Origin of the sequence: Streptomyces sp. NPDC059169 (assembly GCF_042755225.1) — a bacterium.
Lineage (GTDB): Bacteria > Actinomycetota > Actinomycetes > Streptomycetales > Streptomycetaceae > Streptomyces.
The window spans coordinates 230687-246602 of sequence record NZ_JBHZCF010000002.1 but is presented as its reverse complement, the minus strand read 5'-3'; the positions used below and the strand labels follow the sequence as shown (position 1 = coordinate 246602).

Sequence of the window (15916 nt, the reverse complement as noted above, 5' to 3'; positions counted from 1 at the left end):
GTTACAGGGCACCCTTCGTGGACGGCAGGATCCCGGCGGCGCGCGGGTCGCGTTCCGAGGCGTAGCGCAGTGCCCGGGCGAGCGCCTTGAACTGGCACTCGACGATGTGGTGGGCGTTGCGGCCGTACGGGACGTGGACGTGCAGCGCGACCTGCGCCTGGGCGACGAAGGACTCCAGTATGTGCCGGGTCATCGTCGTGTCGTAGGCGCCGATCATGGGCGCCATGTTCTCCGGCTCGGTGTGCACGAGGTAGGGGCGGCCCGAGAGGTCCACGGTCACCTGCGCCAGCGACTCGTCGAGCGGCACGGTGCAGTTGCCGAAGCGGTAGATGCCCACCTTGTCCCCGAGGGCCTGCTTGAACGCCGCGCCGAGGGCGAGGGCGGTGTCCTCGATGGTGTGGTGGGAGTCGATGTGCAGATCGCCGTCGGTCTTCACGGTGAGGTCGAACAGACCGTGGCGCCCGAGCTGGTCGAGCATGTGGTCGTAGAAGCCGACCCCGGTCGACACGTCGACCTGTCCGGTGCCGTCGAGGTTGATCTCGACGAGGACCGACGTCTCCTTCGTGGTGCGTTCCACGCGTCCTACGCGGCTCATGCGCTCTGCTCCTTCTTCAACTCACGGACCGCGTCGAGGAACGCGTCGTTCTCTTCGGGGGTGCCGGCGGTGACCCGCAGCCAGCCCGGCACTCCGTTGTCACGGACCAGGACGCCCCGGTCGAGGATCTGCTGCCACGCCGTGTGGGAGTCCTCGAAGCGCCCGAACTGGACGAAGTTCGCGTCGGATTCGGTCACTTCGTAACCGGTCGCGCGCAGCTCGGCGACCAGCCGGTCCCGTTCGTCCTTCAGCTGCTGGACGTATCCGAGCAAGGTGTCCGTGTGCTCCAGGGCGGCCAGCGCCGTGGCCTGGGTGATCGCGGACAGGTGGTAGGGCAGCCGGACGAGCTGGACGGCGTCCACCACCGCCCGGTGCGCCGCGAGGTAGCCGAGCCGGAGGCCCGCGGCGCCGAACGCCTTGGACATCGTGCGGGACACGACGAGGTTCGGCCGGCCCTCGATCAGCGGCAGCAGCGAAGGCCGGTGGCTGAACTCGACGTACGCCTCGTCCACCACGACCAGTGACGGCCTGGCGGCCTGCGCGGCCTCGTACAGCGCCAGGACCGTGTCCGCTTCGACGGCGGTGCCGGTGGGGTTGTTCGGGGAGGTGATGAAGACGACGTCGGGCCGGTGCTCGGCGATCGCTTCCTTCGCGGCGGCCACGTCGATGGTGAAGTCGTCGCGGCGCGGGCCGGAGATCCAGCTCGTGCCCGTGCCGCGGGAGATCAGACCGTGCATCGAGTACGACGGCTCGAAGCCGATGGCGCAGCGACCGGGCCCGCCGAAGGTCTGCAGCAGCTGCTGGATGACCTCGTTGGAACCGTTCGCCGCCCAGACGTTCTCGACGGTGACGGCGTGCCCGCCGGTGCGGGTGAGGTACGCCGCGAGGGCGGTGCGCAGCTCGACCGCGTCCCGGTCGGGGTAGCGGTTGAGGTCGCGCGCCGCGTCCCGTACGCGTTCGGCGATCCGCTCGACGAGCGGCTCGGGCAGTGGGTACGGGTTCTCGTTGGTGTTCAGCTGGACTGGCACGTCGAGCTGAGGTGCACCGTAGGGCGACTTGCCCCGCAGCTCCTGTCGGATCGGCAGGTCGTCGATCCCGATGTCGCGCGTGCTCACCGGCCGGGCACCCCCCAACCGAACCGTGCCTTGAGCGCGGCACCGTGTGCCGGGAGGTCCTCGGCCTCCGCCAGCGTCACCACGTGGTGGGTGACATCGGCGAGGGCGTCGCGCGTGTAGTCGACGATGTGGATGCCGCGCAGGAAGGACTGGACGGAGAGCCCGGAGGAGTGGCAGGCGCAGCCGCCGGTGGGCAGGACGTGGTTGGAGCCCGCGCAGTAGTCACCGAGGGAGACCGGCGCCCACGGGCCCACGAAGATCGCGCCCGCGTTGCGCACCCGCCCCGCGACGGCCGCGGCGTCGGCGGTCTGGATCTCCAGGTGCTCCGCACCGTAGGCGTCCACGACGCGCAGCCCCTCCTCGATGCCGTCGACGAGGACGATCGCGGACTGCTTGCCGGTCAGCGCCGGGACGATCCTGTCCGCGACGTGCTTGGTCGCGGCGATCTGCGGTTCGAGCTCGCGTTCCACCGCATCGGCGAGCTCGGGGGAGTCGGTGACGAGCACGGCCGCGGCCAGCGGGTCGTGCTCGGCCTGGCTGATCAGGTCGGCGGCGACGTGGGCCGGGTCGGCGGTGGCGTCGGCGAGGACGGCGATCTCGGTCGGCCCCGCCTCGGTGTCGATGCCGATCCGGCCGGTGAAGTAGCGCTTCGCGGCGGCGACCCAGACGTTGCCGGGGCCGGTCACCATGTTCGCGGGGGCGCACTCCTCGGTTCCGTACGCGAACATCGCAACGGCCTGGGCGCCTCCCGCGGCGTACACCTCGTCCACCCCGAGCAGTGCACAGGCGGCGAGGATCGTCGGGTGGGGCAGGCCGCCGAACTCCTTCTGCGGCGGGGAGGCGAGCGCGACGGACCCGACGCCGGCCTCCTGCGCGGGAACGGCGTTCATGATCACGGACGAGGGGTAGACGGAACGGCCGCCGGGCGCATACAGGCCGACGCGCTCGACCGGAACCCACTTCTCGGTCACGGTCCCGCCGGGCACGACCTGGGTGGTGTGCGACGTACGACGCTGCTCCCGGTGGACGATCCTGGCGCGCCGGATCGACTCCTCGAGGGCAGCCCTGACCTCCGGGGCGAGCTGCTCGAGTGCCTCACCGAGGGCCTCTGCGGGCACCCTCACCCGCTCCAGCGTGACGCCGTCGAACTTCTCCGCGAACTCGATCAGCGCCTCCGTGCCCCGATGATGCACGTCCTCGCAGATGGGCCGCACCTTCTCCAGGGCGGCTTGCACGTCGAAATCGGCACGGGGCAGCAGGGCGCGCAGGGCACCGCCCTCGGGGAGGGCGTCACCGCGCAGGTCGATTCGCGAGATCACGGGGTCAATTCTCGCAGACGGTCTCCGACGGTCGGCCTTCCGTATCACTGGCTGATACAGGCCCACCCGTCCGCCGGGCATCGTCCCCCATCGGGGCGCACCCGCGCCGCGCCCGTGCCCTGCCGCACCTCGGGCGCCGTAGGGCTGCTTTGCGCCATCCCTCGCGCCACAGAAGTCGTTCATGACCACTAGCGTTCAGTCCATTACGCAGCGGGAAGAACGGCTGTACGAAACCGGGGAAACGAGGGGGCGGCATTGACCGAGCCGCGGAACACCGACATGCCCGGAGATCTCACCAGGGCCGAGCACACGATGTGGACCGCCTTCGCCAGCGGGAGGTCCTGCGACCTGCGCGACAGCAATCCACTGCTGAACGATCCCTTCTCCCATCACGTCTGGGGACCCGAGCGCAGCGTGCGGGCCGACGTGATCGCCATGCTCCTGCTCAGCGGTCCGCCGGCGCTGCCGGGCCGGGTGTGCGCGCTCAAGCTGCGCGGGGCGCACATCACGGGCAGGCTCAGCCTCGCGGGCGGCACGATCGGACCGTACGTCGAACTGAACGGCTGTCGCTTCGAGAGCGAGCTGGCCTTCCCTGAGGCCCACTTCGCCACCCTGCGGATGATGAGTTGCGCCATCCCGCGACTGGAGGCGGCCCGCCTGCACACGGAAGGCGACCTGCACCTGCCGCGCTGCCGGGTCGAGCGCGGGGTACTGCTCACGGACGCACAGATCGGCACCGACCTGCTGATCAACCAGATACGGGTGTGCCCGGACCGACGGGGCCGGGCGATAGCCGCCGACGGCCTGTCCGTGGCGCAGGACTTCCAGGCCGAGCTGATCGAGACCTACGGCGAGGTCAGTCTGCGCGGCGCCAAGGTCGGCGTGTCCATGAGCCTGCGCGGCAGCCGGTTACGGGCGGTGGAAGGCCGGCGCGCCCTGAACGCTCCGCAGATGACCGTGGGGCGCACGCTCTACATGACGCGCGCCTGGGTCAACGTGGCGGGCAATCAGGGGGCCACCCCGCCGTTCGGCGTCGCCGACTCCCCCGGCGGCCGGCGTCCCGGCACGCGGGAGCAGCCGTTCGAGTGCCACGGCGAGGCGCGGTTGGACGACGGCCGGTTCGGTGACGCGGTCGACTTCCACAAGGCCCGTTTCATCCTGTCCGGGGACCGGCGGGAGGAACTGTCGCTGCGCAGGATCAGCACACCGGAGCTCCGGTTCAACGGGGAGCGCCCCGAAGAGGGACGCGTCGTGCTGAACGGCGCGAAGGTCGTCACGCTGATCGACCTGTCGACCAGTTGGCCGGGGCCCGGCGGGCTGGCGATGGGCGGCTTCGTGTACGAGAACCTCGTCCCGTACAGCCGCTTCCCGCTCGCCCGGCGGCTGGAGTGGATCGCGGCGGCGACCCCGGAGTACGCCCCGGAGCCGTACGAGCGCCTGGCGACCGTGCTGCGCAGCAGCGGTGAGGACGCGGACGCCCGCGAAGTGCTCCTCGCCAAGCAGCGGCGGCGCCGCGAGACCCTGCCCCTGGCCGCGAAGCTCTGGGGCTACGTGCAGGACTGGACCGTCGCCTACGGCTACCGCCCCGGTCGGGCGACCCTGTGGATGGCCGTGCTCTGGGCGGCGGGCGCACTGGCCTTCTCCCGCCATCACCCGGCGGCGATCAAGTCGGACGAACACCCGGAGTGGAATCCGTCCCTGTTCGCCCTGGACCTGCTCGTCCCCGTGGTCAACCTCGGTCAGGAAGGCTACTGGCGCCTGGAGGGGCGGTGGCAATGGCTCGCCACCGCCCTCGTGCTGCTCGGCTGGATCCTCGCGACGACGGTCGCGGCCGGCGCGACGCGGCTCCTGCGCCGGAGTTGACACGCGGCGTCCACCGGCCGGACACGGCGAGGTCCGGGAAAGCCGGTGGACGAGCCGGGTGGGGCTCCCTCCGCGTCGGAGGTGCGGACTCCGTCGACACGCCCGCGCGCACCCCGTACCGCCCGGAGCGATCGGCCCGGCACGCGGCACGGGGGCGTGTACGGGCCAGCGCGGTGCACGGGAACGGGACGGACGTGCGGAGACACCGGAAAGGCCGGGCGCGCGGAAACGCACGGAGAGCGTGGCGGCGCACGGAGAGCGTGGCGGCGCATCGGGAGCGTGGTAGCGCACCAACCACTCCGAAGCGCACGCCGGAGGCGCGCGGCCCCCTTCGGGGCCATCACGAGTGCGCCCGGCGGGCCGACGAAAAGCACCCGACTTTGCCTTTTCTTGACCTTGTCAAGGACAACCATTCCACCCCCTACCAAAACTTCACAGAAGCCCCTGGCGCAGCCCCGACCTGCGCCTTTCAATGGTCCGACCATGTCTCTGCTCCGCGCCCTGGTCACCACCGCCCGCATGGTCCGGCGCACCCCGCGGCTCGCCGATGGGCTGCCCCCGGACGACTCCGTGCTGCTCGACGCCCCGGACGAACGTCTGGGACCCGCTCTGGTCGCGGCCGCGGTCGGCAATCACGAGCCCGCCGCCCGGCTGCTCGCCGTATCACGGGACGCGGCCGAATGGGAGAACCGGGACCGCTACGTGACGTGCCTCGCCGCCTTCGCGTACAACCGGGGCGACTGGCTGGCCGCGTGGCTCGCCGCCGAACCCCACAGCCCCGACGCCCTGCTGGTGAAGGCCGAACTCGCGGTCCGCACCGCCTGGCGGTCGCCGGCGCGCGCCGAGGTGCTGCGCGAAGTCGGCCCGCTCGTCGAGGCAGCGCTCGAAGCCGACCCGCGCGACCCCGTTCCCTGGCGGGTGGCTCTCGACCACGCGCACGGGACCAGCGCCGGGCACGGCGCGTTCGAGTCGTTGTGGGAGCAGGCCCTGCGCCGTTCCTCCCACCACTACGGCTGCCACGTCACCGCACTGGAGTACCTGTCCGACGTGGAGTACGGCTCGCACCGGGAGTGCTTCGACTTCGCCGAACGCGCCGCCGAGGACTCCCTGCCCGGCTCGCTCGTGCAGGCGCTGCCCGTGCGGGCCGCGTTCGCCCTCCTGACCGCCGGGGCGGCCGGAGCCGTCCACGAGCGCCGCGTTGACGCGGCCGCGGACCGCGCGATCGCCTTGTCGTCCCGCTACCGCGCGGCTGACCCTTGGCCCGCGGAGGTCCGCAACCTGCTGGTGTTCGTGCTGATCGCACGCGGCCGGTGGGAAGACGCCCTGGAGCAGTTCCGGACGATCGGCCCGTACGCGACCTCGTTCCCGTGGAGCCGTCTGACGGACGACCCGCTGGGGCAGTTCCTCGAGGCGCGCGACGGAGTGCGGACCGAGGTGGCCGCCACGCTGCCGGTTCGCCGGGGGCGCCGGATTCGTACGGTTCGTACCAGGCACGGGCGGGCGGCCGAACACACCCCGTCGGGCGGCCACTACGCTTGACCGCTGTGACGACCGCTCGCCTGCCTCTTTTCCCGCTGAACGCGGTGCTGTTCCCGGGGCTCGTCCTGCCGCTGAACGTCTTCGAGGAGCGCTACCGCGCCCTCATGCGAGAGCTGCTGAAGACGGACGAGTCCGAGCCGCGCCGATTCGCCGTGGTCGCCATCCGCGACGGCCGCGAGGTCGCGCCGACCGCGCCGGGGATGCCCGACCAGACCGCTCTGCCCGAGAAGGGCCCCGGCGCCGGCTTCGGCCCCGATCCGATCCAGGCCTTCCACCGTGTCGGCTGCATCGCGGACGCGGCGACGATCCGCGAACGCGCGGACGGCAGTTTCGAAGTGCTGGCCACCGGTACGACCCGGGTGAAACTGCTCTCCGTCGATACCAGCGGTCCGTTCCTCACGGCCGAACTCGAAGAGATCCCGGAGGAGTCCGGCGACGGCGCCGGCACCCTCGCCGAGGGCGTGCTGCAGGCGTTCCGCAACTACCAGAAGCGGCTGGCGGGTGCGCGCGAGCGTTCCCTGTCGACGGGGGCGGAGCTACCGGACGAGCCGTCGGTGGTGTCGTACCTGGTGGCCGCCGCCGCGGTGCTCGACACGCCGTCCAAGCAGCGGCTGCTGCAAGCCCCGGACACGGCGACCCGGCTGCGCGAGGAGCTGAAGCTGCTGCGCGCCGAGACCTCGGTGATACGGCACCTCCCGTCGCTGCCCGCCGTCGACCTGACGCGCTCCCCCACGAGCCCCAACTAGCTTCGAGGACCGGACCTTGGCCAAGAAGACCAAGAAGCAGCAGGGCGGTACCCCGGCCACGGTGGCCCTGACCGCAGCGGGAACGTCGTTCACCGTCCACGCGTACGAGCACGATCCCGCCTCCCCCTCCTACGGCGAGGAGGCCGCACAGGCCCTGGGCGTCCCGCCCGAGCGCGTCTTCAAGACGCTGGTCGCGGACGTCGACGGCGAACTGACCGTGGCCGTCGTCCCGGTCGCCGGCCAGCTCGACCTCAAGGCGCTGGCCACCGCGGTCGGCGGCAAGCGTGCCACGATGGCCGACCCGGCCGCCGCCGAACGCACCACCGGCTACGTACGGGGCGGGATCTCCCCCCTCGGACAACGCAAGCGCCTGCGTACCGTGCTGGACGACTCGGCGTCCGGGCATCCGACGATCTGCATCTCCGCGGGCCGCCGCGGACTGGAAGTCGAGTTGTCCCCGACGGACCTCACCGCTCTCACGGAGGCGGTACTGGCGCCGATCGGTCGCGCGTAGCCCCTCGACGGCGGCCCCGTCCTCGGCTACGACCGAAGGACATCCCGAGACGAGGGGGCCCGCATGTCGAAGCGGACGCGCAAGCGCAGGTGGCGGACCAGGAAGCGCAGGTCCAACCACGGTCGCCGTCCCGCGTGATGCGAAGGGGCGGCCCGGCGGGCCCCAGCGGCCGCCGGGCCGCCTCCGCAGAAGGCGCGCACCGCACGTCAGGAACGCCTCCCGCCAGCCGCTCCCCACGCCGCCGGCACGTGTGCGTCAGACCGCCGGCACGTGCGCGTCAGCCTGCGAACGCGTCAGCCCTGGCCCCCGGCGCCCGGAACGGGCCACTCGGGCTCCGGATCACGCGGGCCGAAGAGCGCGGTCAGGCCGAGGTGCACGATCATCGCGGCGACCGGCCAGGCCAGCAGCGCGGCTTTGGCCCTGAGCTGGAGGGGGGCGTCGAAGAGGACGCCCTGGCCGACCGCACGGGCGTGCGCGACGACGTCGTGCGTGGGGCCCAACCAGGAGCCGATGCCCCAGCCGAGCGCCGAGGCCAGCAGTCCGCCGAGGGCGAGCGCGAGGACGATCGCGATGCCGCCGCGCCGGCAGAACCAGAACACCGCGGCGGCGCTCAACGCCCCGAGGCCCAGTGCCAGCAGCACGAACGTGCCGTCGGCACCGGCCGCCTCCTCTCCCTCGGTGTCCGCGACGAAGACCGCCTTGTCGGTCGAGATCAGGGGCACGCGGGGGGCCAGCCACAGCCACAGCAGACCGAGCGCGATGCCCGCGAGCGTCACGGCCAGCAGGACGACGGCTGACTGGCGCAGCTCCGTCTTCATGTCCGGCCCTTCTCCCGATCCTTCCGGGTACGGGACGGAGTCGGGGTGGTTCCAGGGCGCGTCGTTCGGCGCGGGCCTGTGGGGCGGCGTCAGCGGTGCGGTCACCCTGACATCGTGCCAAACGTCCCCGTGGGCCGCCTCACCGGACCGCGGCCCGGCGGTAGGCCCAGGTCGCGACTGCGAGGGAGACCACGCCGACGGCCGCACACACGGCGAGGTCCAGCGCGACGGCCGGCCACGGCGTGGAGGCGTCGAAGGTCCGGGCGAGGGCATCGACACCGTACGTGGAGGGCAGCAGGTCCCGCGCGTACCCGATCGGCTGCGGGAGCCGGGCGGCCGGCAGCACACCCAACAGCAGCGAAGCGGACATGCCCAACTGCCCGAGCAGTGTCGCGATTTCCGGACGGGGAGCGAGCAGCCCGAGGGCCGCGCCGAGCCCGGCGAGGGCGGCACCCGCGAGCGGGATCACGGCCGCCAGCACCCACAGGTGGGTCAGCGGGAGCCCGAAGATCAACGAGCCGATGACCGCGGTCACCACCGTGCCGGGCGCCGTGAAGGAGGCGTAGGCCCCGGCCGCGCCGAGCACCACGGCTGCCGGCGGCACCGGCAGGGTGGCGTAGTGGTCGAGGCCGCCGCTCGCCCTGAGCTGTCCGAAGTACTGCGCGAGCAGATTGAGCGCGACGAACGCGACGACGAGGACGGACGACCCGGCGACCACGGCGCGCGCCTCCGCCTCACCGTCCACCACACCGCGCATCAGCACCATGATCCCCACGGACTGGAACGTGGCGACGAAGAGCAGCGGAATCCTGGCGACTCGCGCACGGGACAGCTGAGCCCGGTACACGGCGGCCAGCGCGGGCAGCAGCCGGGCCCGCGGCGCGAGCGCGACGGGCCCACCGGGATGCGCCTCCCGCGCCGTCCGCACGCCGGCGGACGCGGCCTGAACCGGCACGATGCTCACCTGGTGCTGCTCCTTCTCGAAACGTACGGCCCCACTCTGCCACGGCCGCCGGCCGGTCCGGTGGCGCCCGGCGGCCCCGGCGGGCGACTGTCGTGCCTCACGCCTTCACCAGCCCCGTCGACGCATGACCGCCGAGCGCCAGGTAGACGTCCTCCAGGCTCGGGGTGGCCAGGGTGAAATCGTCGAGTGCTGCGAACGCCGCGCCTCCGGTGACGGCGGCCACCGCCGCGCGGGCCTCGTCCGGGGCGAGCCTGAGGACCCAGCGGCGGCCCGACTCCTGGGCGGAGGGCATGAGCGCGGCGACCTCGGGCACGTCCAGCGGAGCCCGTTCGCGCCAGACCAGCTCGACGCGGACCTCTCCGGCAATGCGCTCCTTGAGCCCGGCGGGTGTGTCGCAGGCGATGACCTTCCCGCGTTCCAGCACGGCGACGCGGTCGAGGACGGTCTCGGCCTCGATGACGTTGTGGGTGACCAGGAGCACGGTGACGTCGTTCTCGGCGCGCCGGCGGTCGACCGCCGCCCACACCGCACGCCGGGCGACGGGATCCATACCGGTCGTGGGCTCGTCCAGGACCAGGAGCGGGCGCTCACCCACCAGGGTGGCGGCGAAGCAGGCGAGCCTGCGCTGTCCCCCGGAGAGCTTCTTCAGCGGGCGCCCGGCCAGACCCGTGAGCCCGAGTTCTTCCAGGACGGTGTCGCGCTCACTGCGGGCCCGCCGTGCGTCGAGGCCGCGCAACCGTCCGGTCGTCTCGGCCGCGAGGGCGACGGTGAGCTCATCCAGCGCGGTGGACTCCTGCCCCAGGTAGCCGACGAGTCGGGCCGCGCGCTCGGGGTGCCGTACGAGGTCGTGGCCGAGCACCTCGACGCTGCCCGAGTCCGGCCGCATGAGTCCGGTCAGCTGCCGCACGAGGGTGGACTTGCCGGCGCCGTTGGGCCCGAGCAGCCCGAAGATCTCGCCGCGCCGCACGTCGAGGCCGATACCGTCGTTGGCCCGCACTTCGGGGGTTGCGGGAGCCCCTCGCCGGGCACGCGCGGCGGGGTACGTCTTGATCAGGTCCCGCACCGTGCACACCGTACTCACGAGGGACGAGCCTACGCCGGTCGCCCGGCCTACTCCGCCGCGGGGGCGCGTTCGGCGGCGGCGCGCACGTCGATCTCACGCCAGAACCCCGCCCTGATCGCGTAGCGGTCGTGTTCGTCGATCTGGTCGTCCTTGTGGGCGAGGAGCCCGAAGCGGGCGGCGTAGCGCAACAGTTCGCCGTCGATGCGGTGCGGGATGCGCGGGTACATCGTGGAGAGCTTCGGCACGTGCGCCGGGTCGGGGAGCCGCTCCATCCAGCGGCGTGCGAAGACCTGCCCGACCTCGAAGGGGTCACCGCCGACAGCGGTGATGTCCTCCTCACGATCGGCCCACCGCTGCTCCGCGCTGGTGAGCTGCGCCAGGGTCGGCAGGGAAGCGGTCTCCGGGGGCTCGCCGAGCGCACCGCCCGGGCGCTCGATCCAGCCCTTGTCGGAGGACCAGCGCAGGGTGGCGCCCGCGGTGTTGCGATCGGGCTGGCAGACCGGCCCGCGCAGGGCTGCCAGGTCCTTGGGGGTGGGGACCCCCTTGGCGGGCGCGGTTCCCGCACTGCCAGTGGTCCCCGCCACGGGCGGTGCCGCCGCCCCGTTCTGGGCGGGGGCCCCCGGCGCGCGGGCCTCGTCCGCGCGCTCCGCGGAGGCGGCGAGCGCCGCCTCGGGCAGCGGGGCGGAGAGGATCGCCGCGATCTCGGGGCGGGGCGCGGGCGGTGGGGCGCAGCCGCCGGTGAGCTCCTTGACGCGGACGGCCTGGGTGATCCAGGAGCGGTCGAGCACGCGTCGCTCGTCGGCTTCGGCGACCAGGTCCTCGGACTGGTTGTAGTCGCCGTCGGCGGCCTGCACGGCCCAGAGGTGGACGGCGACGCCGTGTTCCTTCGCCGACATGAGTCCGGGCAGCAGGTCCCCGTCGCCGGTCACCAGGACCACGTCGGAACAGGCCCGGTTCCTGGCCAGCTCGGTGAGTTCGGCGTGCATCGCGGCGTCGACGCCCTTCTGGGCCCAGCGGCCGTCGCTGCGGGTCAGCGCGCCGAGCCGCACGGTCACCCGAGGCATGACCCGCAGTCGCCGGTGCTCCGGCTGGGGCACCCGGTCGGGTGCGCCGTCGAACCAGTAGATGCGCAGCAGGGGGCGTTCGGTGTCGGCCTCGGCGCGCTCCCGGAGAGCCAGGATGAGGGCCGCGTGGTCGACGGTGATGCGGGAGCGTGCCGGCTCCCCGGCGAGGAGGCTCGCGGCGGCGCCCAGCAGGTAGCCGGCGTCCACCAGGACGACGCAGCGGTCCACGTGTTCCACCCTCTTTCGGGAACCTCGGGATCGGAAGTTGCTCCGGGTTTCCTTCGAGTCTGCCCGACGGCCGGAGGGTTGACTGCCGGAACTCGATCATCGGCGTGGCGGATCGAGGAGCGCCCTCCCCGGCATGGTCCGTTACTCACCGCAATGATCCGAAATGCGCCTCATCTGGCGGTATGTGAGTCTGAGTGCGGCCCTGGCCCCTAGATCCCCACAGGAGGCACCACCATGGCCAAGAACAAGAACCGTGAGCGTAAACAGGTCACTTCCAGCGCCGAGAGGGGCGCCCAGCAGGCCAAGAGCTCGGCGATGGAGTCGCAGACCGAGCAGCGGGCGACGCAGGTGACACCGACCGACATGGCCCACAAGGGCCGCCAGAAGCGCTTCGGCCACAACTGACGGGCGCATGCACGTGAAGGGGCGCGCCCGTCGACACAGGTGCGCCCCTTGTGCATCCGCTCGTACGGGCCGCCCGCCGGTGCGGGCCGGGCGGGCGGCTCGACGGCGCTGCGCGGTCCCGCTCAGCCCGCCAGGCAGGACGGGCCGAGCAGGACCTTCAAGTCGCCGAAGAGTGCGGGATCGGGCTGGACCCGGTGCCGGTCGAGGCGGAGCACGGTGGTCTTGCGGGCGCCCTGGAGCTTGATCCGCACCTCTGTGTTGCCCTTGTGGTGCCCGAGGATCTCACCGAGCCGGCTGACCATGGGCGGGGTGACCTTCACCGTGGGGATCGTGATCACCACGGGGGCGTTGGTGCCCGCCGAGGACAGGTCGGGGACCATCAGCTCCATCGCGACCAGCCGGGGTACGTCCTCGCGCTTGTCGAGGCGCCCCTTCACGAAGACGACGGTGTCCTCCACGAGCTGGGTGGACACCAGCTGGTAGGTGGCGGGGAAGAACATGCACTCGATGGAGCCGGCCAGGTCCTCCACGGTGGCGATCGCCCACGCGTTGCCCTGCTTGGTCATCTTCCGCTGGAGCCCGGAGATGATGCCGCCGATGGTGACGACCGCACCGTCCGCGTGCTCACCTCCCGTGAGCTGGGAGATCGCCGCGTCGGTCTTGTCGGACAGCACGTGCTCGATACCGAAGAGCGGGTGGTCCGAGACGTAGAGGCCGAGCATCTCGCGCTCCTGCGCGAGCAGATAGCTCTTCTCCCACTCGACGTCGGAGAACTCGACGTCGAGGCCGAAGCCCGGCTCGCTGCTGCCCTCGTCGCCCATTCCGCCGAAGAGGTCGAACTGTCCCTCGGCCTCCTTGCGCTTGACCGCCACCACGTTGTCGATCATGGGCTCGTGCTGGGCGACCAGGCCCTTGCGGGTGTGGCCCATCTCGTCGAAGGCGCCTGCCTTGATCAGGGACTCGATGGTCCGCTTGTTGCAGACGACCGCCTCGACCTTGTCCAGGAAGTCCGGGAAGGACGCGTACTTGCCCTTGGCCTTGCGGCACTTGATGATCGACTCCACCACGTTCTGGCCGACGTTGCGGACGGCGGTCAGACCGAACAGGATGACGTCGTTGCCCTGGGCGGCGAAGTTCGACACGGACTCGTTCACGTTGGGCGGGAGGACCTTGATGCCCATGCGGCGGCACTCGTTCAAGTAGACGGCCGACTTGTCCTTGTCGTCCTTGACCGAGGTGAGCAGGGCCGCCATGTACTCCGCGGGATGGTTGGCCTTGAGGTAGGCCGTCCAGTAGGACACGAGACCGTAGGCAGCGGAGTGCGCCTTGTTGAAGGCATAGCCGGCGAAGGGGACCAGCACGTCCCACAGGGCCTGGATGGCCTCGTCGCTGTAGTCCTTCTTCCGCGCGCCCTCCTGGAAGAGGACGAAGTTCTTCGCCAGTTCCTCGGGCTTCTTCTTGCCCATGACGCGGCGGAGGATGTCGGCCTCGCCGAGCGAGTACCCGGCGATGATCTGGGCCGCCTTCTGCACCTGCTCCTGGTACACGATCAAGCCGTAGGTGACGGCGAGGACCTCCTCGAGCGGTTTCTCCAGCTCGGGGTGGATCGGGGTGATCTCCTGCTGGCCGTTCTTGCGCAGCGCGTAGTTCGTGTGCGAGTTCATGCCCATCGGGCCCGGCCGGTAGAGGGCGGACACGGCGGAGATGTCTTCGAAGTTGTCGGGCTTCATCAGCCGCAGCAGCGAGCGCATGGGGCCGCCGTCGAACTGGAAGACGCCGAGGGTGTCACCGCGCTGGAGCAGTTCGAAGGTCGTGGGGTCGTCGAGCGGCAGGCTCAGCAGATCGATGTCGATCCCCTTGTTGGCCTTCACCATCTTGACGGCGTCGTCCATGATCGTGAGGTTGCGCAGGCCGAGGAAGTCCATCTTCAGCAGGCCGAGCGACTCGCAGCTCGGGTAGTCCCACTGGGTGATCGTGACGCCGTCGGTGTGCCGGACCCAGACGGGAACGTGGTCGGTGATGGTCTCGCTGGACATGATCACACCGGCGGCGTGCACGCCCATCTGCCGGACCAGGCCCTCGACGCCGCGGGCGGTGTCGATCACCTTCTTCACGTCCGGCTCGTTCTCGTACATCCCGCGGATCTCACCGGCCTCCGAGTACCGCGGGTGGCTCGGGTCGATGATGCCGGAGAGCGGAATGCCCTTGCCGAGGACGTCGGCGGGCATCGCCTTGGTTAGCCGGTCGCCCATCGCGTACGGGTAGCCGAGGACACGCGCGGAGTCCTTGATCGCGTTCTTGGCCTTGATCGTGCCGTAGGTGCCGATCATGGCGACCTTGTCGGCGCCGTACTTCTCCGTCACGTACCTGATCACTTCGACGCGCCGGCGCTCGTCGAAGTCGATGTCGACGTCGGGCATCGAGATGCGCTCGGGGTTGAGGAAGCGCTCGAAGATCAGACCGTGCGGGATCGGATCGAGGTCGGTGATGCCCAGCGCGTAGGCCACGATGGAGCCGGCCGCGGAGCCACGGCCGGGGCCGACCGCGATGCCCTGGTTCTTGGCCCACATGATGAAGTCGGCGACGACGAGGAAGTAGCCCGGGAAGCCCATCGAGATGATGGTGTCCATCTCGTACTCGACCTGCTTGAGGCGGTCTTCGGGGATGCCACCGGGGAAGCGGCGCTCCATGCCGCGCATGGTCTCTTCGCGGAACCAGGAGACCTCGGTGTAGCCCTCCGGGATGTCGAACTTCGGCATCAGGTCGCGCTTCTCGAACATCCCGGTGGTGTCGATCTGCTCGGCGACCAGCAGGGTGTTCCGGCAGCCCTCCTGCCAGGCGTCGGACGAGTCGATGGCGTACATCTCGTCCGTGGACTTCAGGTAGTAGCCGGTACCGTCGAACTTGAAGCGGTCGGGATCGGAGAGGTTCTTTCCGGTCTGGATGCACAGCAGCGCGTCGTGGGCGCCGGCCTCGTGCGCGTACGTGTAGTGCGAGTCATTGGTGACCAGCGGCGGGATGCCGAGCTTCTTGCCGATCTCCAGCAGCCCGTCACGGACGCGGCGCTCGATCTCGATGCCGTGGTCCATCAGCTCCAGGAAGTACCGGTCCTTGCCGAAGATGTCCTGGTACTCGGCCGCCGACTTCAGGGCCTCGTCGAACTGGCCGAGGCGCAGCCGGGTCTGCAACTCGCCGGAGGGGCAGCCGGTGGATGCGATCAGGCCCTCGGACCACTGGGAGATGGTCTCCTTGTCCATCCGGGGCCACTTCTGGAGCCAGCCCTCCGCGTACGCGTCGGACGACAGCCGGAAGAGGTTGTGCAGGCCCGTCGCGTTCGCCGCCCAGATGGTCTTGTGGGTGTAGCCACCCGATCCGGAGACGTCGTCCCTCTTCTGGTGCGGCTGGCCCCACTGGATCTTGCGCTTGTTCCGCCGCGACTCCGGGGCGACGTACGCCTCGATACCGATGATCGGGGTGACTCCGGCCTTCGTCGCGGAGTGGAAGAAGTCGTACGCGCCGTGCAGGTTGCCGTGGTCGGACATGGCGATGTGGGTCATGCCCATCTCGTTGCAGGCGTTGAACATGTCCTTGAGCCGCGCCGCGCCGTCCAGCAGGGAGTACTGGGTGTGGACGTGAAGGTGCGTGAAGGGCGGCTTGGTCACGGCGGAAGGCCTCCGGGGAGC

General features: G+C 71.0%; 13 protein-coding genes. 5 read left to right on the top strand and 8 right to left on the bottom strand.

What is annotated here, in order from left to right:
• Window position 1: 1 nt before the first annotated feature.
• Genes hisB through hisD form a run of 3 tightly spaced genes read right to left on the bottom strand, consistent with a single transcriptional unit; the run spans window position 2 to window position 3029 of the window.
• On the bottom strand, window positions 2-595 hold the full coding sequence (hisB, locus tag ACFXOM_RS04955; RefSeq protein WP_384929932.1) for an imidazoleglycerol-phosphate dehydratase HisB: 594 nt from the start codon (window positions 593-595) through the stop codon (window positions 2-4).
• Window positions 592-1710 (bottom strand): histidinol-phosphate transaminase, encoded by a 1119-nt coding sequence (locus ACFXOM_RS04950; protein ID WP_384929935.1) that lies wholly within the window; start codon window positions 1708-1710, stop codon window positions 592-594. Before ACFXOM_RS04950 ends, hisB begins: the two co-directional genes overlap by 4 nt.
• Entirely contained in the window at window positions 1707-3029 is a 1323-nt protein-coding gene (hisD, locus tag ACFXOM_RS04945) for a histidinol dehydrogenase (protein WP_384929937.1), read from the bottom strand. The genes ACFXOM_RS04950 and hisD overlap by 4 nt, the downstream gene beginning before the upstream one ends.
• 255 nt (window positions 3030-3284) lie before the next feature.
• Between hisD and ACFXOM_RS04940 the strand changes: the two genes are divergently transcribed.
• The 4 genes from ACFXOM_RS04940 to ybaK all read left to right on the top strand — a co-directional run bounded on the left by ACFXOM_RS04940 (window position 3285) and on the right by ybaK (window position 7691).
• Window positions 3285-4892: an oxidoreductase gene (locus ACFXOM_RS04940; RefSeq protein ID WP_384929940.1), complete on the top strand. Its 1608-nt coding sequence runs from the start codon at window positions 3285-3287 to the stop codon at window positions 4890-4892.
• A gap of 483 nt (window positions 4893-5375) precedes the next feature.
• A complete protein-coding gene (locus ACFXOM_RS04935) occupies window positions 5376-6431 on the top strand; it encodes a hypothetical protein (protein WP_384929943.1) in 1056 nt (351 codons plus the stop codon).
• Between the two features lie 5 nt (window positions 6432-6436).
• Window positions 6437-7177, top strand: coding sequence for an LON peptidase substrate-binding domain-containing protein (locus ACFXOM_RS04930; protein WP_384929946.1), 741 nt, complete (start codon window positions 6437-6439; stop codon window positions 7175-7177).
• 16 nt (window positions 7178-7193) lie between these two features.
• On the top strand, window positions 7194-7691 hold the full coding sequence (gene ybaK / locus ACFXOM_RS04925; protein ID WP_384929949.1) for a Cys-tRNA(Pro) deacylase: 498 nt from the start codon (window positions 7194-7196) through the stop codon (window positions 7689-7691).
• 293 nt (window positions 7692-7984) lie between these two features.
• Here ybaK and ACFXOM_RS04920 read toward each other — a convergent pair whose 3' ends face one another.
• The 4 genes from ACFXOM_RS04920 to ACFXOM_RS04905 all read right to left on the bottom strand — a co-directional run bounded on the left by ACFXOM_RS04920 (window position 7985) and on the right by ACFXOM_RS04905 (window position 11837).
• Window positions 7985-8614, bottom strand: a complete 630-nt coding sequence (locus ACFXOM_RS04920; protein ID WP_384929952.1) for a DUF2567 domain-containing protein — start codon at window positions 8612-8614, stop codon at window positions 7985-7987.
• Between the two features lie 34 nt (window positions 8615-8648).
• Entirely contained in the window at window positions 8649-9473 is an 825-nt protein-coding gene (locus ACFXOM_RS04915; protein WP_384929955.1) for an ABC transporter permease, read from the bottom strand.
• Between the two features lie 97 nt (window positions 9474-9570).
• A complete protein-coding gene (locus tag ACFXOM_RS04910; RefSeq protein ID WP_384930356.1) occupies window positions 9571-10545 on the bottom strand; it encodes an ABC transporter ATP-binding protein in 975 nt (324 codons plus the stop codon).
• Between the two features lie 38 nt (window positions 10546-10583).
• Window positions 10584-11837: an NYN domain-containing protein gene (locus ACFXOM_RS04905; RefSeq protein ID WP_384929957.1), complete on the bottom strand. Its 1254-nt coding sequence runs from the start codon at window positions 11835-11837 to the stop codon at window positions 10584-10586.
• Window positions 11838-12062: 225 nt separating this feature from the next.
• Between ACFXOM_RS04905 and ACFXOM_RS04900 the strand changes: the two genes are divergently transcribed.
• Window positions 12063-12233, top strand: coding sequence for a hypothetical protein (locus tag ACFXOM_RS04900; RefSeq protein ID WP_384929960.1), 171 nt, complete (start codon window positions 12063-12065; stop codon window positions 12231-12233).
• A 122-nt stretch (window positions 12234-12355) separates the two neighbouring features.
• Here ACFXOM_RS04900 and dnaE read toward each other — a convergent pair whose 3' ends face one another.
• Complete coding sequence (gene dnaE, locus ACFXOM_RS04895) at window positions 12356-15895, bottom strand: DNA polymerase III subunit alpha (protein ID WP_384929963.1); 3540 nt, start codon at window positions 15893-15895, stop codon at window positions 12356-12358.
• Window positions 15896-15916: the final 21 nt, after the last annotated feature.